Here is a 20,447-nt window from a genome sequence, read left to right as displayed (position 1 = left end):
TCCGGCACACCCGCCACCTCGAGCGCGACCCGAGTGCGGAAGGTCGACCGACCGCACCCAGGCCGGGATAGCCTGCGGCGGAACCGATTACGTCCGGGCCCGTCAGTGGGCCGGAGGACTCGGTGATTCCGGCAGCGGCGGCACCTCCGCGGCCCGAAAGCCGTCGATGAGCAGGGCCAGGTGGCGACGCCACGCGTCCGGCGCGTAGCCGCGCGTCATCTCGACGGTTCGGGATATCCCCCAGATCACGAAGGCCAGATCGTCGACCTTCGCATCGGGCCGCAGGGCGCCCGCGCGCGCCGCCCTGCCGAAAAGCTCCGCCAACGAGGCCCCCGCCGCATCGCGGAGCGGTTGTGCCGCAGCAGATTTCATCCCCCGCGCGGCGACCTCGTTGAAACCGCGGTCTCCGGCCTGCAATTCACACATTCCGGTCATATAGGCGACGAAGCCGCGCCACGGGTCGGGGTCCGCGGCGGCACGATCAGCAAGGGCGGCAAGGGATTCCAGGCGATCGACGAAGACGGCCTCGATCAGAGCGTCCCGGGTCGGAAACCGATTGTAGAGAGTGCCGTTGCTGACCCCGGCATGCCGGGCGATGTCGGCCATCGCCACGTCGATTCCGTGGTCGGCGAACATCTCTCGCGCGGCGTCCAGCAGCAGCGCCCGGTTGCGCCGGGCATCGCTGCGCAGCGGACGCGGGGTCGACGGTGTCATGGGCCCGATTCTATAAGTTGACGACATCGTCGAGTTACACGTACCGTTCCGAATGCAACTTGACGAGACCGTCAACTTTGGAGAGAGCATGTCGAAGACCATTGCCGTATTCGGTGCGGGCCCCGGTTTCGGGCGCGCGGTCGCCCACCGATTCGGCCGCGAGGGCTTCCGAGTCGCACTCGTGGCCCGCACGCAGAACAAGCTCGACCGGCTCGTCGCGGAGCTGGCCGAACACGACGTCGAGGCGGCGGGCTTCGCAACGGACCTGTCCGACCGCACCCGGCTGCGCCCGGTGCTCCATCGCATCGGCGAGCGATTCGGCAACATCGATGTCATCCATTACGCACCCGCCGGTCCGGAATGGATACCGCGTCAGGTGGATATCCGTGCGGCGGATCCGAATTCGTTCGAATTCGGCCTGGACATGCTCCTGCGCACGCCCGCGGAGCTGATCGGCCTGACCCTGCCCGCCATGCTCGAGCGCGGCGAGGGCGCGGTGCTGTTCGGGCTGGCGGGCCCGAACGACGTGCCGTTCCCGCAGGTCGGCAACGTGGCGGTCGCCGCCGCGGCGGCTCGGGCCTACCTGCACAATCTGCATGCCTCGCTGTCCGATACCGGCCTCTACGCGGGGCTGGTCCAGGTCGCGGGCATGGTGGGCGGCAGCGAATCGGCCGAATACGTTGCCGCGCACTGGGATCCATCGCTGCTGCCGGAACCGCTGAATCCCGCGATACTGGCCGATGCCGCCTGGGAGCTCTACTCGAAACGCGACCGATTCGAGACGATCATCGGCCTGTGATCGGCGCGGGAAGATCCCAAGTGGGGCGTCTGCGGTGCCACAGGCACGGACTTCACCAATACCATTGCCGGGCAGAAGGTTGGCGACGGCTACGACGACGTCGCCAACTGAACTCCCGCGCCGCGGTCAGCGCGGCCGGATATTACGGTTGTGCCGGAACAGGTTGGCGGGGTCGACATCCGACTTGACCGCGGTGAGGCGCTCGTAGGTCTCGGTACCGTAGCCGGCCCGCGTCTGGGCCTCGTCGGCCCACTCAGCCCCGCCGTAGAGGAAGTTCAGGTGGTGGCCGATCGTCCACGGGGACAGCGCCTGTGCGATCAGGTCGTGACGCTCCCGCACCGATGTACCCTCGCCCTCCGGGCCGGTGATGAACCGGACCACATATTCCGCGTCGCGGTGACCGATCGACACGGCGGCGGGTCCGGGCCGGCGCAGCGCGCCGCCCAGATGACGGAACCCGGCCACCACCGGAACCGATGACGTGGGACCGGTCACGTCCAGGAATGCCTGGGCCGCTTCGGGTGTCAGCTCGGACAGCAGCGCGTTCGTGGCGGCGTAGGCGTGCGGGAAGGGCGGATCGCTGTAGATGGTTTCGGTCTCGGTGTACGGCATGGTGCGCACCGAATCCACCAGGCGCTCACCGATGGCGCGCAGCGGCGCGATCAGGCGCTCGCCCTCGGCCTCGGCGCCGGTATAGGCGATATTGATCGTGGCGATGTACCTGCCGCGCAGCGGTTCCGGGATCACCGGGATGTCCGGCATGGTCATCGCGGTGATCGCCGAGGTCATCTCCTCGGGAAGATCGCGAGTCCACCGGCGCCAGGCCTCGAGGGCGGGTGCGACGAGTTCGGTGGCGAAGGTGAGCTGGCCACCGTAGACCGTGGCGATCGGGAACAGCTCCAGCTCCAGGGCGGTGACGACGCCGAGGTTGCCGCCGCTGCCCAGCACCGCGCCGAACAGATCGTCGCCGGGGGTCAGGTGGCGCAGGCGGCCGTCCGCGGTGACCAGGTCGATGGCGCGGACATGATCGGCGGCGTAGCCGTAGGTGCGGGCCAGTATGCCCAGACCGCCGCCGAGGTGGTAGCCGACCACGCCGACGGTCGGGGACGAGCCGTTCAGCGGGGCGAGGCCGTGTGCGGCCGCCGCCTCGATGAGGGCCTGCGCCTGCACCCCCGCCGACACCCGGGCGGTGCGGGCGGCCGGGTTGACGACGACGTCGCGCATCCGGCGGGTGCTGATCAGCACGCCCCCCTCGGCGGCCACCGACAGCCCGTGGCCGGTGGCCTGCACCGCAATCGGAAGGTTGTGCCGCGCCGCGTATTCCACCGCGCTGCGGACGTCCTCGGCGTGCAGCGCGCCGACCACGAGTGCGGGCCGATGGGTGTACGCGGTCTGGAATCCCGCGATCTCCTCCTCGTACCCGGATTCGCCCGGGAGGAAAACGGGTCCGGCGACCTCGGGAAGTTCGGTGAGCGAGTGCGTCTGTGTCATGACATTGATCTTGCCCAGCTGCACTCCAGAAGTACAACAGATAGATATTCTCGAAGCTATAATCATCATTTATGGAACTGCGGCAGCTGCGCTACTTCGTGACCGTGGTCGAGGAGGCGAATTTCACCCGCGCCGCGGCCCGTCTGCATCTGACCCAGCCAGGCCTGTCCGCGCAGATCCGGCAGCTGGAAAGGGAATTGGGGCAGCCGCTGCTGGACCGGTCGGGGCGGTCGATCACCCCGACCGCGGCCGGCGCGGCGGTGCTACCCCAGGCGCGGGCGGCCCTGGCTGCGGCACAGCGGATTTCGCAGACGGTCGACGAATTCACCGGGCTCGTGCGCGGGCACGTCAGGGTCGGTTTGATCTCCGGCGCGGCCTACGACGAATTCGATGTCGCGGGAGTGCTGACGGCCTTCCATCGGGACCATCCGCAGGTCGCGATCAGCCTCACCGAGGACACCACGGACCGCATGCTGGCCGCCGTCACGCGCGGCGACCTGGATATCGCGCTGATCGGACTGAGCGGCGAGCCGGATCCGGCGTTGGGCGTCGAGATCGTGCTGGATACCCGGATCAATGCCGTCGTCGCGGTGGACGATGCCGAATTCGGGGATCGGACAACGCTTTCCGAGCTGCGCGACCGTCCACTGATCTCCCTGACCCGCGGCACCGGCATCCGCGGCGTGCTCGAACACGCCTGCGCCGCCGTGGGTTTCGCACCACGCATCGAATTCGAGGCCGCCGCACCGGCATTGCTCATCAAGCTGGCCGCCGGTGGATTGGGTATTGCCATCGTCCCCGACATTCCGCCCGCGCAGGCCGCCGCCGCGGGCGTCCGCACGGTCGAGATCACCGACCCCGAGCTGCGCGGCCGCCTCGGCCTGGTCTGGCACGCCCGCGGACAGCTGGGCCCCGCCGCGAAGGTGCTGCTCGGTCAGCTGCGCATCGCCCTGGGCCGGGAGCTGCGCACTGCGATGGTCTCACAGTGATGTCGGCGCATCAGCGCGTGCGAACGGCGGAGTCCGCCAGCACCGCCCGCACGCCGCCGTCGAGCCCGGCCTGAATGCCGACCAGCCCCAACAGGATCACCCCGGTGGCAACGTGCACGACCGCGTCCATGTGGTTGTGCGGGAAGGTAAGAATCCAGGCGACGCGGTGCGAGAACCAGGCCCAGATGCCCGCGACGAAACCGCCACCGAGAGCCGCGGCAATGCACCACCACGCCGCCCACGACTTGCGGACCACCAGGAACAGCGCCGGGCCGAACAGCGCCAGACCGGCCACCGCGTGCCAGCCGTTGTAGTCCATACAGACGACCGAGGTCGTGGGCGCGTGCTCGCCGATGGCGAAGCTGGGCTGCGCTATCCACCCCGCGATGGCCCACACGACGTGCACAAGGGCGATGACGAACACCGCATACTGCAGAAAACTCCAGCGCGGCACCGCATCTCGAGAAACGGCCGCATCACTGACACTCATTGCATGACCTCCCACCCGGCGGGCACTACGCAGCATTGCGTACGACATAGCGTAGTTGACCGGGCCGCCGGGTGGAAGGCTGTATCCGATTGCCTCCGCTTCGCTCCGGCGGGCGCTAGAGAATCCGCGAGAGGAACATCTGGGTCCGCTCCTGCTGCGGATTGGCCAGCACCTCGCGCGGCACGCCCGACTCCACCACGACACCGCCGTCCATGAACACCAGCTGATCGGCGACCTCGCGGGCGAAGCCCATCTCGTGCGTCACCACCACCATTGTCATGCCGGAGGCGGCCAGCTCGCGCATGACGGCCAGGACGTCGCCGACCAGTTCGGGGTCCAGCGCCGAAGTGGGCTCGTCGAAGAGCATCAACTTCGGATCCATGGCCAGCGCGCGCGCGATCGCGACCCGCTGCTGCTGCCCGCCGGACAGCTGCGACGGATAGGACTCGGCCTTGTCCGCCAGGCCGACCCGATCGAGCAGTTCCTTCGCCCGGGTGATCGCGTCGGCCTTGCGGACCTTCTTGACCTGCGTGGGCGCCTCGATGATGTTCTCGAGGGCGGTGCGATGCGGAAACAGGTTGAAGTGCTGGAACACCATCCCGATATCGCGGCGCTGCCGGGCCGCATCGCGCGGACTCATCTCGTAGAGACGCTCGCCGCGCTCGGTGTATCCAACCAGCTCGCCATCGACGTACAGCCGCCCGGCGTTCACGGTCTCCAGGTGATTGATGCACCGCAGGAAGGTCGACTTGCCCGATCCGGAGGGCCCGATCATGCACAACACCTCCCCCTTGGTCACCTCCAGGGAAATGCCCTTGAGCACCTGCACGCTGCCGAAGCTCTTGCATACCTGCTGAGCCCGGATCATCGGGGTCGTAGCATCGGAATTACTTGCGGTAGAAGTCATTTGCCCATATCCCCGATGTTCGCGGAGGTTTCGACCAGCGCCCGGCGCTGACGCGCGGTCAACTCCCGGCTCGACCCGCGCGAGTAGTACCGCTCGAGGTAGTACTGCCCGACCATCAGCACGCTGGTGATGATCAGGTACCAGGTCGCGGCGACGAGCAGCAACGGAACCGGCTTGAAGTTCACCGCCGCGATGTCGTGCGCCCGGCCGTACAGATCGATGGTCAGCGGGATCGCGGTCACCAGCGAGGTGGTCTTGAGCATGCTGATCAGCTCGTTGCCGGTCGGCGGGATGATCACCCGCATCGCCTGCGGCAGCACCGTGCGCCACATCGTCTGCGTCCAGGACATGCCCAGCGCGACCGAGGCCTCCCGCTGCCCCTCACCCACGGAATTGATACCGGCCCGGACGATTTCGGCCATGTAGGCCGACTCGTTCAGGCCGAGACCGATCATCGCGAACAGGAACGGCGCCTGCCACTGCTGCACATCCCAATGCGTGAAATGTGGTCCGCCGAAGGGAATTCCGAGCTCGATGACCTTGTACAGCGACGGGAACAGGCCCCAGAACAGCAACTGCACATAAACCGGGGTGCCGCGAAAGATCCACAGATAGCCCCACGACACCGAGCGAAGCACCGGGTTCGGCGACAGTCGCATGACCGCCAAGGCGACACCCAGCGCCACACCGATGATCATCGCCAGGATGGTCAGCTCCAGGGTCACCACCGCGCCGTCGAAGATCCGCACGTCGAACAGGTAGTCCCAGTAGGTCTTCCACTGGTAACCGTCGTTGGTGGCGGCGCCGTAGAGGAACAGCGCCAACAGGATCGCGAGTACGACCGCCGCCAGCCACCGGCCCGGCCGCCGCAGCGGCACCGCCTTGATCGGCGCGGGCTCGGTCAGTGAACCGGCGGCGGGCGAACTATCCGCCGCGCCGCCGGTGGACTTTTCAGGGTCCGGTGAGTTCACCGTGTCAGCCCTTGGCCCCGTTGGTGACCGACTTGGTGATCGCGCCCTGCTCGACACCCCAGTTCTGGCAGATCTTGAGGTAGTCGCCGTCGTCCATCAGGTGCTGCACCGCGGCCTGCAGGACCGGGCCCAGCGGCGAGCCCTTCGCGATCGGCCAGCCGTACGGCGCCGAGGAGAAGATCGCGCCGTCCGTCTCGATCTTGCCCTTGTTCTGCTTGACCGCGTACGCGGTCACCGGCGAATCCGCCGAGAAGGCGTCCACCTGGCCCAGCACCAGCGCGTTCGCCGCGGCGGCCTGATCGTCGAAGGCGACGATATCGATCTTCGGCTTCCCGGCGTCGGTGCAGGCCTTGCTCTTCGCGGGCAGCTCGTCGGTCTCCTGGACCGTGGTGCGCTCCACCGCGACCTTCTTGCCGCAGGCGTTGTTCGGGTCGATCTGCTTGCCGACCTGCTGGGCCCACTGGCTGCCGGCGGAGAAGTAGTCGACGAAATCGACGGACTTCTCGCGGTCGGTGTTGTCGGTGAAGGAGGACATGCCGAGGTCGTAGGTGCCGGCCTGGATGCTCGGGATGATCTTCTCGAAGTCGGCCTGCTGGTAGTCGGCCTTGATGCCCAGGGTCGCGGCGACCGCGTCCATCAGGTCCACGTCGAAACCGACGATCTTGCCTGTCGAGGGATCCTTGAACTCGTTGGGCGAGTACGGCAGATTGACACCGACCACCAGCTTGCCGGCCTGCTTGACCTTGTCGGGAAGTTGCGAGGCCAGGGAGTCGACCTTGTTCACCTGGACTTTGGCAACGGTCGGCGCGTTACTTTCCGAGTTCTTGGTACAGCCCGTCAGCACCAACGCACCACCGGCGACAATACATGCGGCCCGCAGGATGTACCCGCGAGCTCCGGATCGAACAGACACAGCAGCCCTCCATGTTTGGGTGAGCGATAACACGACATCGCCCGCCGTTCGAAATTTAGGCGATCAGGACCGACTGTGGCGGTCGGTTACAGAAGGTTAATGCATATTCGCCTCGCCGGAACCGCTCCCCCGCCTCCCCGGAACTACTTCCCCGCCTCCCCGGGATTTCAGCGTGTCGTTGCTCAACACCAGTTGCTCGTCGGGCCGGCCGTTGACGGCCACACTCGGTGGGCCCGTCCCCGGCGAGGTGGCACCAGAGGTCACCACTGATGTAGCCGGGCGCGCACCTGCTCGGTGAATTCGCTGGTAGAGGCCAATCCGCCCAGGTCCGCGGTTGCTATACCGGCCTTGAACGTGGCCGCGATCGCCCGCTCGATGCGCTCGGCGGCCTGGATCGGCCCGGCCTCGTCGCGGCGCGAGCCCAACCAGCGCAACAACATCGCCGTGGATAGTTGCAGCGCCGCCGGATTCGCGCGGTTGCGCCCGGCCAGCGTCGGCGCGGCGCCGTGCACCGCCTGTGCCATCGCCCGGTCCGCAGAGCAGTTCAGCGAGGCGGCGATGCCCAGTGAGCCGCCGAGCTCGGCGGCCAGGTCGGACAGGATGTCGCCGAACAGGTTCTCGGTGACGAGCACGTCGTAGTCGGCGGGCGCGCGGACCAGATGAGCGGCCGTGGCATCGACGTGCTCGTCATCGACGATCAGGCCCGGATACCGCGCGGCCACCTCGTAGCAGACATCGCGAAACAGGCCCATCGTCATCGGCAGCACATTCGCCTTGTGCACGATCGTCAGCAGGCCGCGGCGCGAGCGGGCCAGGCGGCATGCCTCGTGCGCGATCCGTTCGGTGGCGGCCCGGCTGAACACTCCTACGGACATCGCCACGTCCGGCGTGGGCTGGAACTCGCCGGAACCGGCGACCATGTTGCGGTCGGCGTAGAAGCCCTCGCTGTTCTCCCGCACGATCACCAGGTCCATCCCCGGAGTCGTGGCGCGCACCCCCGCGAACGCCCGCACGGGGCGGATGTTGGCGTACAGGCCGAACCGCTTGCGGATCGCGCCGCCGGGCGGGGCGCCGGTGCGGTGTTCGGGCGCATAGGACACGTTGTCGTGCGGGCCGAGGATCCAGCCCTCGAGGGTCTCGAGCATCTTCAGGGTCGAGATCGGTAGCGGGTCACCGCATTCGGCGATCGCACGCTGCCCCATCGGCAGCGGCAGCCATTCGATCGCCGGGGCCTCGACCACCGCCATCGCCTCGTCGGCCACGTCCCGGGCAGCCCGCACCACCTCGGGCCCGATGCCGTCGCCCTCGATCAGCCCCAACCGTACGGTGCGCGCGGTCACCGCTCACCGGCCTGGCTGATCCGCCGTGGGGCCACGGCCCGCTTGGTTCGTCGGGCAACCGATGAGTATCCACTGCGCACACCCCATGCTAACCGCAGGTCAGCGGGCCGACCGCGGCGCCGGGCCGGCAATCGACGAGTCACGGGGTGACGATGGGGAACCAGAACGGGAACGTGTCGAGCAGCTCGAACAGGCCGGTGAGGGCGGCACGATCGCCCTCGACGCGCACGCTTCCGGCGGCAATCTCCCGATCGAGCGTGCTCGCGCCGACGATGACGTTCTGGAAGGCGCTTCGTTTCCAGTGCACGGCGGCGTCGGGATCGGGTAGGAGCTTGCCCGCGGTGTACACGAGGGTGGCGTTGCTGAGCCGGACAGCGAATTGTTCGGTGGTGCCTTCGATTTCGGCGAAGAACCAGTTGAAGCGGCCGGTGCGGTGCCAGGCGGCGGGACCGTCGAGGCGGATGCCGAGGTAGTCCAGCAGCATCTCGAGGGTCATGGCGTCGAGCACGTCGGGTCCGGCCAGTTGAATGGCCCCCAGGTCTCGCACGCCGTGACGCAATTCCATTGCGCCCATGAGATATTCATTTCGCCAGGGACCGTTCTCCGTCTGATAGCCCAGCTGTTCGAGCGCGTCGGCCTGCAGCGTGCGGGCATCGGCGTTGCCGGGATCGGCGAACACCACGTGGGTGAGAACCTCTGCGACCCAACGATATTCACCGGACTCGTAGGCGGTGCGGGCACGCTTCAGCACCGCGTCGGCGCCGCCCATGTACTCGACGTATTTCGGGGCGGACCGCTCGGGGGGAAGCGGGTCGAGGTGCGCGGGATGGCTGTCGTACCAGCCGAGGTACCGCTGGTAGACGGCCTTGCTGTTGTGCCGGGCAGAACCGTAGTAGCCGCGGCAGTGCCATTGCCCGGCCAACCCGGGCGGCAATTCGATTCGCTCGGCGATCTCGGACATGGTGTAGCCCTGATTGGCCAGCCGCAGCGACTGATCGTGCAGGTATTTGTACAGGTCGCGCTGCTGTTCCAGGAACGCGACGACGTCCGGGGCGCCCCAGCGGGGCCACTGGTGCTGGGCGATCACGACGTCGGTGTCGGCGCCGAACATCTCGATCGCCTCGTCGAGGACCTTCCACCAGGTCGCCGCGTCGCGGACCTGGGCACCGCGCAAGGTGTAGAGGTTGTGCATGGTGTGGGTGGCGTCCTCGGCCGAGCACAGCAGCCGCCTACCGGGGAAATGGATCAGGAATTCGGACGGCGCCTCGGTGCCCGGCGCCATCTGAAACACCATGTCGACCCCGTCGACGGTGCGCTTCTCGCCGGTGTCGGTCACGGTGTCGGTCGGCGCGATGAGCGAGGAGGTGCCACCGTGCGGGAGCCCGTTGCCCAGGCCGGCATTGACCTGCCCACGGGGCCCGCGGGCCAGCACCATCCCGTACATGTAGATCGCGCGCCGGGACATGGCGTTGCCGGCGTAGACGTTCTCGGCGACAGCCTCCTTCAGGAAGCCCTCGGGCGCGATCACCACGACCCGTCCGGCCAGCACGTCGGCCTCGTCGACGACTCCCTTGACGCCGCCGTAGTGGTCGGCGTGGCTGTGGGTGTAGATCACGGCCCGGACCGGACGGGGCGGGCGGTGCCGGAAGTACAGGTCCATCCCGGCCTTGGCGGTTTCGATGTAGGTCAGTGGATCGATGACGATCAGCCCGGTGTCGCCCTCGATGATCGTCATATTGGAGATGTCGAGGCCGCGAAGCTGATAGACACCGTCCATCACCCGGAACAGCCCGTGCGGCTTGTTCACCAACGCGTGCCGCCACAGGCTCGGATTCACCGTGTCGGGCGCGTCGGTGTCGGTGACGAATGCGTGGCCGTCGAGGTCCATCAGGGGGCTGCCGTCCGGGAAGGTGATCACCGGCGGATCGAGCGTGCCGACGAAGCCGCGGACCGAATCGTCCAGATCACGACGATCGTCGAGTGGCAACCCGGCGATGAAGTCCAACTGCGCCGCGCGGGTGGCGTCGGTGGCCGGCTTGGCGGCCGGCGCCGGATCCGAGGACTCCGTCTGGGGCATGACAACACCTTTCTGTTGGGCGCGGAACAACTCGGCCGCAGCCAACCCACACTCAGGCGTCGAACCCCTACACGGTGACTGTAGCGAACTCCCGGCATATCGCGAACACCGTGATTCCCCGGCTACCGTGGTGGGTATTACCCACTACTGCGACCGTCGTTCCGGCTGGACGGTGCGGTCGACGCGCCACCGCGGCATCCCGCTGCGATGACGCTCACATGCCCACTGACCTGGACATGCCGACCAATACGCGTGGAAGATATCCGCGGCGTCCGGCGTTACACAGCACGCCAACGACAGGAGAGGACACCAATGGCCACCCAGACACTGACCGAGCAGAACTTCGACGAGGTAGTCACCGGAAACGATGTCGTGCTCGTCGATTTCTGGGCCGAGTGGTGCGGACCGTGTAAGCAGTTCGGCCCGACGTTCGAGAAGTCCTCGAACGAGCACCCCGACGTCGTGCACGGCAAGGTAGACACCGAGGCCCAGCAGGGCCTGGCCGCCGCGGCCAACATCCGCTCGATCCCGACCATTATGGCGTTCCGCGAGGGCGTGCTGGTGTTCGCACAGCCGGGCGCGCTGCCCCCGGCCGCCCTCGAGGATCTGGTGACTCAGGTGAAGGCCCTGGACATGGACGATGTGCGCAAGCAGCTCGCCGAGCAGGGCGAGCAGGCGTAACGACCCGTCCCAACGGATCGACTCGGATCGCCCCCGCCGCATTCGCTTGCGGCGGGGGCGATCTCGTGTCAGTGACCGTTCGGTAGTTCAGCCCGCAAACGAGTTGATGCTCGAAAGCATCGCCCGGACAGTGGATTCCGCGCCGTCACCCGCGAGGGCGGCGCCCCAGCCGCGGCGGCCGTGGAAATCGCACTGCACGAAAGTGGCTATGCCCGAGGCAGTTTGCCGCTGATGGAACTGCAGGATCTCAACCGGGTAGCCCTCGTCGTAGAGGGCCGAGGTCAGCGCGGCGACCGGGCTGCCGGCCGCCACGACGGTGCACAGCCGATCACCGAATTCGAGGGTTGCGGTGTAGGTGGCGGACTCGCGGCGGCTACCTGCCGGGGTCCATTCGCCGAGCGTGATCGGTCCCGCGTGATCGCAGTAGCGATCGTAGAACTCGGCGGGGGTCAGGCCGGTGCTCTCGGCGCGCATGGCGCGGGGAGCGGCGGTGATGAAGGCATGTGTGTCGATTGTGAGTGTCATGGCAGGTCTTCCCGATGCCTTGTCGTGTCAGGGGTGACAACGTGTCCGAATTGACGGGACCAGCGCAGTAAAGAATGAAGTTCATCGGCCGCAGCGAGGGGCCGGTCCGAATCAGACCCCGCTACGGCGGAGAACTACGAGAAGTCGACCGGCGGCCACCATCGCGGTAAGCGGCATGAGCACCACACGGTCGCGGTCGGCGACGTTGCGTGTAGCGCTGTGGCTAGCGGCGGAATTCGGCACGGCTATGAGGATATGGACCGAATCCGCAGATAGCAACCACAATCGCCCGGAACCGATGGGTAACTTTGTCACAAACGTCCGCAAACGGCGAACCAACGCCCGACGACACGTCCGCAGCGGCCACCGACCCCACCCCCACACCTCCAGCAACTCGACGGCAATCTATTGGAATCCGGCCGATCAGTCCAGTACCTCACACAGCGAACACAGGATCGGCCCGCACATCGACCCGAGCGCAGAGCCCGACTCAGGCCAGTACCTCGTCCAGAGCAGCGGGTGACAGGACCCGATCAGCCCGAAGCTCAAGCCGATCGACATCGGCAGCACGAACGGTCTCCTGGACCGCGGCGGGCAACGGCCCGAACCGCTTGGCCAGTTGCCTCAGCAGCATGGTGGCACGGTCTCGCGCTCCACCCCGTGCTTCACCACGCGCTTCGAGCATTTCGGCGGTTGTCACGATGACCTCCTTGACGTCGGATATCGGGCCCCGCATCGATCGGCGTCGGCAACCTCCCGAGGCTCGATCGAGTCGATCCGGCACAAAACTAAAGGACCGGATAGTGCACCGGGAATCCCAGGTGGTCGGCCACTTGCCCCATGTTCTTGTCATGGGTGACGACGACGAGCTCGTCCAGCCCGCATCGAAGTGCCGACGCCAGGTGGATGGCATCAAGGGTCCGAACGTGGGAGATGATCGCCTCAGCCTCGTTCAGGATCGCGTGGTCCACGGGGACCAAATGAACATAGTCGATGATCTGATCGCGATCCGACACTGAAAGTCCCTCGCGGCGAAGGACTCTGGTGATCTCGGTTCGTAGCAATCGGGAGGAGATCACTCGATCGGATTCGTTGGCGGTGGTCTCGTCGAACCAGGCTGCGGCGTCCGGCGAATGCCCCAGGATAATTCTGATCGCTACCGAACTGTCGAGATAGTAATCGGTCACCACTCACCCTTTTCGGACTCCAGCAGCTCGTCGATTGTCGCGGCGGACCGAAGCTCGTGCCGAGCGATACGGCGAGTACGCGCTCCACCTGTACCCTTTCGCGGCGCGATGATGTGCGCGGACGATGTCGCCGGGACGATGAAGCCGACTCGCTGACTGTGTTTCGTCAGCTCGTAGACCTCACCGGCCTCGACATCGGCGATCATCTCGGCCGGATTCTGGCGCAACTCACCAACGGAAATCGACTTCATGCGACCAGGTTAAACGGCATTGTCTACCTATGTCTACTTTCGCCGCCCGCTCGCTCGGGGCCGAAACCCGGACCGTACGCGCTCTCGACGCGCGGGCCTGTTCAGTGGGCGGCGGAGTCCCAGCTGCGGCCGACGCCTACCGAGACCTCCAGGGGGACCGACAGTTCGATGGCCTTGGACATGTGTTCGCGGGCAAGGGATTCCAGTTGGGCGCGCTCGCCGGGGGCTACCTCGAAGACCAGTTCGTCGTGGATCTGCAGGAGGGTGCGCGAAGTCAGTCCGGCCTCGTGGATGGCGCGCTGCACGTTGATCATCGCGACCTTGATGATGTCGGCGGCGGTGCCCTGGATCGGGGCGTTCAGGGCCATGCGCTCGGCGGCCTCGCGGCGCTGGCGGTTGCTGGAATCCAGGTCGGGCAGGTAGCGGCGGCGGCCGAACAGGGTCTCGGTGTAGCCGACCTTGCGGGCCTGATCCACCGCGTCGAACAGATAGTCGCGGATGGCGCCGAACCTGTTGAAGTAGACCTCCATCTGCGCCTTGGCCTCCTCGGCGCTGATCTTCAGCTGCTGAGACAGGCCGTAGGCGGACAGCCCGTACGCCAGGCCGTAGGACATCGCCTTGATGCGGCGGCGCATCTCCGGAGTGACCTCGGCGATCGGGATGTCGAACGCCTTGGAGGCGACGAAGCTGTGCAGATCCTCGCCGGAGTTGAACGCCTCGATCAACCCGGCGTCCTTGGACAGGTGCGCCATGATACGCATCTCGATCTGGCTGTAATCGGCGGTCATCAGGGATTCGAAGCCCGGCCCGACCACGAAGGTGTCGCGAATGCGGCGTCCGGTGTCGGTGCGGATCGGGATGTTCTGCAGATTCGGCTCCGTCGAGGACAGGCGGCCGGTGGCGGCGATGGTCTGGTTGAAGGTGGTGTGGATGCGACCGTCGTCGGCGACCGACTTCAGCAGGCCGTCGACCGTGACCTTCAACCTGGTCGCGTCGCGATGCGCGAGCAGATGCTCGAGGAACGGATGCTGCGTCTTCTCGAACAGCGACTCGAGCGCGTCGGCATCGGTGGTGTAGCCGGTCTTGGTGCGCTTGGTCTTGGGCATCTCGAGCTCCTCGAACAGCACCACCTGCAGCTGTTTCGGGGAGCCGAGGTTGATCTGCTTGCCGATCACCCCGTAAGCCGCGCTCGCGGCATCGGCCACGCGGTCGGCGAATTCGGACTGCAACTGCTCGAGCTCGGCGACATCGACCGCGATGCCGGCCTCCTCGAGCTCGGCCAGCACGCCCAGCAGCGGCAGCTCCATATCCGTGAGCAGACCGGTGGACTCGATGCCCCGCAGTTCCTCGTCGAAGGCGTCGGCCAGGTCCGCGACCGCCCGGGCGCGCAGCATCTCACCCTGGGCCAGCTCGGCGTCGACCTGGCCCTCCTCGTCCAGCAGGGACAGCTGCGGCTGCTCATCGGATTCCACGCGCAACTCGCGCGAGAGATAGCGCAGCGACAGATCGTCGAGATTGAAGGTGCGCTGCCCGGGACGCACGAGATACGCGGCCAGCGCGGTGTCGCTGGACAGCCCGGCCAGGCGCCAGCCACGCGCTCGCAGCGCGTGCACGGCGGCCTTGGCCTCGTGCACGGCCTTGGGCACCGCCGGGTCGGCCAGCCAGTCACCCAGGGCCTTCTCGTCCTCCGGGGTGAGGCCGACGACGTCGAAATACCCGCCCTCACCATCGGCGGCGGCGATCGCGATCGCCTTCACGTCGCCGTTCACCGGGGTACCGGTGCCGACCACCGAAATGCCGTGGCGCAGACCGGTCTTCCCGTGCTCGGCCAGCCAGGCCGCGACCCCGCCGGACTCGACCGCGCCGCCGCTGATCTCGAAGCCGCCCTCGGCCTCAGGCTCCGGCGCCGCCAGCGTGTCGAACAGCCGGTCGCGCAGCACCCGGAATTCCAGATCGTCGAACAGCCGGTGGATCTTGTCCCGGTCCCACGGCTGCTGGGCCAGCTGATCGGGTGTGTAGGGCAGCGGAACGTCCTTGACCATCTCGGTGAGCTGCCGGTTGAGCACGACGCTGGACAGGTTGGCGCGCAACGCATCACCGACCTTGCCCTTCACCTGGTCGACGCGGTCGACCAGGGTGGCCAGATCGCCATACTCGCGCACCCACTTGGCCGCGGTCTTCTCCCCCACGCCCGGGATGCCGGGCAGATTGTCGCTCGGGTCGCCGCGCAGGGCCGCGAAATCCGGGTACTGGGCGGGAGTCAGGCCGTACTTCTCCTCGACCGCCTCAGGGGTGAACCTGGTCAGATCCGAGACGCCCTTGCGCGGATACAGCACGGTGACATCGCCGTTCACCAGCTGCAGCGAATCCCTGTCGCCGGTGACGATGAGCACACGGAAGCCCTGCGGCACCGCCTGGGTGGTGAGCGTGGCGATCACATCGTCGGCCTCGTAGCCGTCGATCGCCATGACCGGGATGCCCAGCGCGCCCAGCACCTCCTGGGTGATCTCCACCTGGCCGCGGAACTCGTCCGGCGTGGCGGCGCGGTTGGCCTTGTATTCCGGGAACGCCTCGGTGCGAAAGGTCTTGCGGCTGACATCGAACGCCGCGGCGACATGCGTGGGCTTCTCATCGCGCAGCAGGTTGATCAGCATGGCGGTGAAGCCGTAGACCGCATTGGTGGTCTGCCCGGTGACGGTCTTGAAGTTCTCCGCGGGCAGCGCGTAGAACGCGCGATAGGCCAGCGAATGCCCGTCCAGCAACAACAGGGTCGGCTGCGCTCCCGAATCGGGGGCGGGCACGGTGCTGGGACGCTGATCGCTGGTGGCTGAAGTCACGGCACAGAGTCTAGGGACCCCCACCGACAAGCGTTGCCGGACCTGCCGGGATGACGAGAAATCCCCGTCATCCCGGCCGGTGCCTACGCCACGCCCAGGTAGGCCGACTTGACCGCCGGGTCGGTCAGCAGCTGCCTACCGCCGCCGGTCTTGGTGACCTCACCGGTCTCCAGGATGTAGGCGCGATGGCTGCGCGTGAGCGCCTGCTGGGCGTTCTGCTCCACGAGCAGCACCGTGGTGCCCTGGGCATTGATCTCGCTGATGATCCGGAAGATCTGCTGGATCACCATCGGAGCCAGGCCCATCGACGGCTCGTCGAGCAGCAGCAGCTTGGGCCGGGCCATCAGGGCACGCCCGATCGCCAGCATCTGCTGCTCGCCGCCGGACATGGTGCCGCCCACCTGTTTACGCCGCTCGGCCAGCCGCGGGAACAGCTCGAAGACCCAGTCGACGGTGGTGTTGTACTCCGACTTCTGCTTGAAAGGCCGTGCGTGGCACCCCATATCGAGGTTCTCCTGCACGGTCATGCCCGGAAACACACCGCGACCCTCGGGCGCCTGGATCAGGCCCTCGACCACCCGTTCGTGCGCCCGCATGCGGGTGACGTCCTTGCCCCCGAACGTGATCCGTCCGCGGCTCAGCGGCAGCAGGCCCGACAGCGCGCGCATGGTGGTGGTCTTGCCCGCACCGTTGGCGCCCAGCAGGGTCACCAGCTCGCCCTGCGACACCTGCAGCGAGATGCCGTGCAGCGCCTGGATTCTGCCGTAGTTGACAACCATGTCCTCGACCACGAGCAGCGGTTCGGAACCCGTGCCCGAGCCGCCGGTCGTCAGCGCGCTCGCGGACACCGGATCCGAGCCCGTTGCCGCGGGCGCGGCGGGGACCGGGTCGGGCTTGCGGAAGGCAACGTCGGGCATAGCGTCCGGACCGGGGACCGCCGGTATGATCGCCGTTTCGGCCGCCGCGGCCGGATTCACGAACACCGACGGTTCGGGCTCCGGCACCGCGGCGGCGGCCTCGGCCCCGGACTCCTGGTCCGGCACACCCAGATACGCCGCGATGACGGCCGGATCCTCGCGAATCTGCTGCGGCAGTCCGTCGGCGATCTTGCGTCCGAACTCCAGCACCACGATCCGATCCGTGACGCCCATGACCAGCCGCATGTCGTGCTCGATCAGCAACACGGTGAACCCGTCGTCGCGGATCTTACGGATCAGATCCATGAGCGCCGACTTCTCGCTCGGGTTGAATCCGGCCGCGGGCTCGTCCAGACAGAGCAGTTTCGGCTCGGTCGCCAGCGCGCGGGCGATCTCCAGCCGGCGCTGATCGCCGTAGGACAGGTTGCGCGCCTTCTCCACCGCACGCGGCGCGATGCCGACGAATTCCAGCAGCGCCATCCCGCGCTCGATGGCATCGCGCTCCTCGCGCCGATGCCGCGGAGAGCGGAACACCGCACCCGGAATCGAGGTGAGGTGCCGCGCGTCGGTGCCCACCACCACGTTCTCCAGCGCCGTCATCTCCCCGAACAACCGGATGTTCTGGAAGGTCCGGGCGATGCCCAGGCGGGTGATCTGGTTCCGCTTGGTCTTCGTCAACGGCTTGCCGTCGAAGAACACCGTGCCGGAGGTGGGGCGATACACGCCCGTGATGGCGTTGAAGCAGGTGGTCTTGCCCGCGCCGTTGGGACCGATGAGTCCCAGGATCTCGCCGCGGCGGATCTCGAAACTCACCGAATCCAGTGCGGTCAGACCGCCGAACTTCATCGTCAGCCCGTCGGTGCTCAGCAGCGGCGCACCGACCTCGGTCTCGATATCCCGGTGTGCGGCAACGACCTCCGCGACCGTTTCGGCATCGGCCAGCTCCGGCATGACGGCCTCGACATCGAGCACGCCCGCGGATTCGACCTCGGGCGCCGGCGCGTAGCCGCCCGCCATGTCCTCGTTGTCGAACAGTGCGCCTCCAGGAGTCGTCATGCGTTCGCTCCCGTCGCCTCGACGGCCGCACCGGGTCGCCGCACCGCTCGATACACCTGCCGGGCGTAGGCGAGCAACTTCTGCCGCGCGGGGAACAGCCCCTGCGGACGGAAGATCATCACCACCACCAGCGAGAGACCGAAGAACAGATATTTGAAGTCACCCAGCGACTGCCCGCCCACGTTCACCGACATGAACCGGTTGGGCAGGTAGACGATCAGGAACGCACCCACGATCACGCCGAGCTTGTTGCCCTGACCGCCGAGCACCACCGCGCACAGGAACAGCATCGAGTTGATGACGTTGAACCCGGTCGGGTTGATGAACTGCACCTGACCGGCATACAGCGCGCCCGACAGGCCGCCGACGGCCGCACCGATGGTGAACGCCCACAGCTTGAACTTGAACGTGGGCACGCCCATGATCTCGGCGGCGTCCTCGTCCTCGCGGATCGCCACCCACGCGCGGCCGACGCGGCTGCGCTCCAGGTTGCCGACCAGCATCAGGACCGCAACCACGAGCAGCATGCCGATCCAGAACCACCACACCCCGGAATTGGCCCGGTCCAGCGGGTTCGAGCTGTGCGAGCCGAGGTTGCCCGAGGAGAAGTAGCCGCCCGGATGGGTCTTGGACTCACCCAGATGCGGATACGAGATCGCCGACAGCCCGAGGCTGCCGTTGGTGACCCCGCCGAGGTTGTCCGCGAGCAGCCGCACGATCTCACCGAATCCGAGCGTCACGATCGCGAGATAGTCACCGCGTAACCGCAGTGTCGGGGTGCCCAGCACCAAGCCCGAGAGCGCGGTGACGATGATCGCCAGCGGCACACAGGCCAGCCACGCCCACTTCGTGTCGAAGAAGCCGCCGTTCGAGTGGAACGGACTGTTCGGGCTGGTCAGGATGCCGACGGTGTACGCGCCGACGGCGTAGAAGCCGACATAACCCAGATCCAGCAGGCCGGTCTGGCCGACCACGACGTTCAGGCCGATCGCGATCAGCGCGTACATGGCGAACTGCGCCATCACGCCGCCGAAGCTGGTGCCCGGGGTATTGATGATCGGCGGCGGGTACAGCGCGATCAGCCCCAGCACGATCACCGCCGGAACGCCGAAGGCCCACTGCTGTGGCCGGGACAGCCCGCCCCACCAGCCGCGGATCGCGTCGCCGACGCCGCGCGACTGATCCGGCGGAGTCGGTGCCACCGGCACCTTGGTCGCCTCACTCATCACACACGCGCCTTCCCGAGACTCTCACCGAGGATGCCGGTCGGACGGAACATCAGCACCGCCACCAGCACCACGAACGCGACCACGTCGCGCCACTGGGTGCCGAACAGAATCTGGCCGTAATCCTCGGCCAGGCCCAGGATCAGGCCGCCCAGCAGCGCACCGCGCAGGTTGCCGATGCCACCGAGCACCGCGGCGCTGAATGCCTTGACGCCCAGGATGAATCCGCCGTTGAAGACGATGCCCTGGGGCACCTTCAGCGTGTACAGCGTCGCGGCCGCACCGGCGAGCAGGCCGCCGATGAGGAAGGTCAGCATGATGACGCGCTCGCGCGAGACGCCCATCAGCGTCGCGGTATCGGGATCCTGCGCGACCGCCCGGATGGCGCGGCCGAACTTGGTGCGGTTGATCATGATCTCGGTGACCGCGGCCAGCGCGATCGCCGCCAGCACGATCACGATTGCCACATTGGTCACCGAGGCACCGAAGAGCGAGAACACCTCTTTGGGCTGCACCAGCTTGATGGGCTGCTGCGGATTGGTGCCGCCGAGACCGTGCACGATCTTCGGCAGCACATAGTGCACGAACTCCTGCAGCACGAACGACATGCCGATCGCGGTGATCAGGAAGATCAGCGGCCGGGCGCCGCGTTTGCGCAGCGGCCGATAGGCCACCCGCTCGAGGCCCACCGCGGCGCCGCCGGATACCAGCATGCCGATGATCATCGCCACCAGGATGTAGACGATGGTCATGACGGTGCCCTCGGTATAGGTATTGCCACTGGCGGTGAAGCCCAGGAGCTCCAGTCCGACATACTGGCCGAACATACCCAGCATGAAAATTTCCGAATGGGCGAAATTGATCAGCCTCAATACGCCGTACACCAGGGTGTAGCCGACGGCCACCAGCGCGTAGATCGCGCCGTAGCTCAAGCCGTCGACCGTGAGCTGCCAGAACTGGTCGAACACCCCGGAAATGTTGAAATCGATAGTTCCCGAGGCCAGTAGCACGGGATCAGCCAAAGCGGTTACAGACATTCCAAACTCTCGTCATCGTGGTAACAGCGTGCAACGGGC

The 20,447-nt window shown here is 67.0% G+C and carries 18 protein-coding genes and 2 pseudogenes; 3 read left to right on the top strand and 17 right to left on the bottom strand.

Going from position 1 to position 20,447, the window contains the following annotated elements; genetic code table 11:
• Positions 1 to 102: 102 nt before the first annotated feature.
• A complete protein-coding gene (locus KO481_RS22025) occupies positions 103 to 714 on the bottom strand; it encodes a TetR/AcrR family transcriptional regulator (RefSeq protein WP_215919258.1) in 612 nt (203 codons plus the stop codon).
• 88 nt (positions 715 to 802) lie between these two features.
• Between KO481_RS22025 and KO481_RS22020 the strand changes: the two genes are divergently transcribed.
• Positions 803 to 1,513, top strand: a complete 711-nt coding sequence (locus KO481_RS22020; RefSeq protein WP_215919256.1) for an SDR family NAD(P)-dependent oxidoreductase — start codon at positions 803 to 805, stop codon at positions 1,511 to 1,513.
• Between the two features lie 126 nt (positions 1,514 to 1,639).
• On the opposite strand, the gene KO481_RS22015 is transcribed toward KO481_RS22020, so the two are convergent.
• Entirely contained in the window at positions 1,640 to 3,004 is a 1,365-nt protein-coding gene (locus tag KO481_RS22015) for an FAD-binding oxidoreductase (RefSeq protein WP_215919254.1), read from the bottom strand.
• 71 nt (positions 3,005 to 3,075) lie between these two features.
• Here KO481_RS22015 and KO481_RS22010 point away from each other — a divergent pair, with 71 nt between their 5' ends.
• Entirely contained in the window at positions 3,076 to 3,993 is a 918-nt protein-coding gene (locus KO481_RS22010) for a LysR family transcriptional regulator (protein WP_215919252.1), read from the top strand.
• A 10-nt stretch (positions 3,994 to 4,003) separates the two neighbouring features.
• Here the strand turns inward: KO481_RS22010 and KO481_RS22005 are convergent, their stop codons facing one another.
• The 6 genes from KO481_RS22005 to KO481_RS21980 form a co-directional block, all read right to left on the bottom strand.
• Positions 4,004 to 4,483: a DUF4383 domain-containing protein gene (locus KO481_RS22005; protein ID WP_215919250.1), complete on the bottom strand. Its 480-nt coding sequence runs from the start codon at positions 4,481 to 4,483 to the stop codon at positions 4,004 to 4,006.
• Between the two features lie 115 nt (positions 4,484 to 4,598).
• Positions 4,599 to 5,390 carry an amino acid ABC transporter ATP-binding protein gene (locus tag KO481_RS22000; RefSeq protein WP_281066150.1) on the bottom strand — a complete coding sequence of 264 codons (792 nt, stop codon included), beginning with the start codon at positions 5,388 to 5,390 and terminating at the stop codon, positions 4,599 to 4,601.
• Positions 5,387 to 6,295: an amino acid ABC transporter permease gene (locus tag KO481_RS21995; protein ID WP_245401363.1), complete on the bottom strand. Its 909-nt coding sequence runs from the start codon at positions 6,293 to 6,295 to the stop codon at positions 5,387 to 5,389. Before KO481_RS21995 ends, KO481_RS22000 begins: the two co-directional genes overlap by 4 nt.
• A gap of 70 nt (positions 6,296 to 6,365) precedes the next feature.
• On the bottom strand, positions 6,366 to 7,274 hold the full coding sequence (locus KO481_RS21990; protein WP_215919246.1) for an ABC transporter substrate-binding protein: 909 nt from the start codon (positions 7,272 to 7,274) through the stop codon (positions 6,366 to 6,368).
• Between the two features lie 260 nt (positions 7,275 to 7,534).
• Positions 7,535 to 8,614 carry an isocitrate/isopropylmalate dehydrogenase family protein gene (locus KO481_RS21985; RefSeq protein ID WP_215919244.1) on the bottom strand — a complete coding sequence of 360 codons (1,080 nt, stop codon included), beginning with the start codon at positions 8,612 to 8,614 and terminating at the stop codon, positions 7,535 to 7,537.
• 139 nt (positions 8,615 to 8,753) lie between these two features.
• A complete protein-coding gene (locus KO481_RS21980; RefSeq protein ID WP_215919242.1) occupies positions 8,754 to 10,691 on the bottom strand; it encodes an alkyl/aryl-sulfatase in 1,938 nt (645 codons plus the stop codon).
• Between the two features lie 312 nt (positions 10,692 to 11,003).
• Here KO481_RS21980 and trxA point away from each other — a divergent pair, with 312 nt between their 5' ends.
• On the top strand, positions 11,004 to 11,372 hold the full coding sequence (gene trxA / locus KO481_RS21975; protein ID WP_215919241.1) for a thioredoxin: 369 nt from the start codon (positions 11,004 to 11,006) through the stop codon (positions 11,370 to 11,372).
• Between the two features lie 87 nt (positions 11,373 to 11,459).
• Here trxA and KO481_RS21970 read toward each other — a convergent pair whose 3' ends face one another.
• From KO481_RS21970 to KO481_RS21935, 9 genes and pseudogenes are all read right to left on the bottom strand, one after another.
• Entirely contained in the window at positions 11,460 to 11,897 is a 438-nt protein-coding gene (locus KO481_RS21970; RefSeq protein WP_215919240.1) for a 2-isopropylmalate synthase, read from the bottom strand.
• A 490-nt stretch (positions 11,898 to 12,387) separates the two neighbouring features.
• Complete coding sequence (locus KO481_RS21965) at positions 12,388 to 12,597, bottom strand: DUF4351 domain-containing protein (RefSeq protein WP_215919239.1); 210 nt, start codon at positions 12,595 to 12,597, stop codon at positions 12,388 to 12,390.
• Between the two features lie 88 nt (positions 12,598 to 12,685).
• Positions 12,686 to 13,084 carry a type II toxin-antitoxin system VapC family toxin gene (locus tag KO481_RS21960; RefSeq protein ID WP_215919238.1) on the bottom strand — a complete coding sequence of 133 codons (399 nt, stop codon included), beginning with the start codon at positions 13,082 to 13,084 and terminating at the stop codon, positions 12,686 to 12,688.
• Positions 13,085 to 13,176: 92 nt separating this feature from the next.
• Positions 13,177 to 13,335 (bottom strand): annotated as a pseudogene (locus KO481_RS44835) (type II toxin-antitoxin system Phd/YefM family antitoxin); the annotation flags it as partial.
• Positions 13,336 to 13,436: 101 nt separating this feature from the next.
• The gene (gene polA / locus KO481_RS21950) at positions 13,437 to 16,172 is read right to left on the bottom strand and encodes a DNA polymerase I (RefSeq protein WP_215919236.1); all 2,736 of its coding nucleotides are present in this window, start codon (positions 16,170 to 16,172) and stop codon (positions 13,437 to 13,439) included.
• An 83-nt stretch (positions 16,173 to 16,255) separates the two neighbouring features.
• Positions 16,256 to 16,951 (bottom strand): ABC transporter ATP-binding protein, encoded by a 696-nt coding sequence (locus KO481_RS43195; RefSeq protein WP_245401359.1) that lies wholly within the window; start codon positions 16,949 to 16,951, stop codon positions 16,256 to 16,258.
• 249 nt (positions 16,952 to 17,200) lie between these two features.
• Positions 17,201 to 18,145: pseudogene (locus tag KO481_RS43190) on the bottom strand (ABC transporter ATP-binding protein); the annotation flags it as partial.
• On the bottom strand, positions 18,142 to 19,371 hold the full coding sequence (locus tag KO481_RS21940) for a branched-chain amino acid ABC transporter permease (protein ID WP_215919234.1): 1,230 nt from the start codon (positions 19,369 to 19,371) through the stop codon (positions 18,142 to 18,144). The pseudogene KO481_RS43190 and the gene KO481_RS21940, both read right to left, overlap by 4 nt.
• Positions 19,371 to 20,408: a branched-chain amino acid ABC transporter permease gene (locus tag KO481_RS21935; protein WP_215919233.1), complete on the bottom strand. Its 1,038-nt coding sequence runs from the start codon at positions 20,406 to 20,408 to the stop codon at positions 19,371 to 19,373. The genes KO481_RS21940 and KO481_RS21935 overlap by 1 nt, the downstream gene beginning before the upstream one ends.
• Positions 20,409 to 20,447 lie beyond the last annotated feature (39 nt).

It is taken from the genome of Nocardia albiluteola, from assembly GCF_018860155.1.
Taxonomy (GTDB): Bacteria; Actinomycetota; Actinomycetes; order Mycobacteriales; family Mycobacteriaceae; genus Nocardia; species Nocardia albiluteola.
This window is presented reverse-complemented; position numbering and strand designations above follow the sequence as displayed.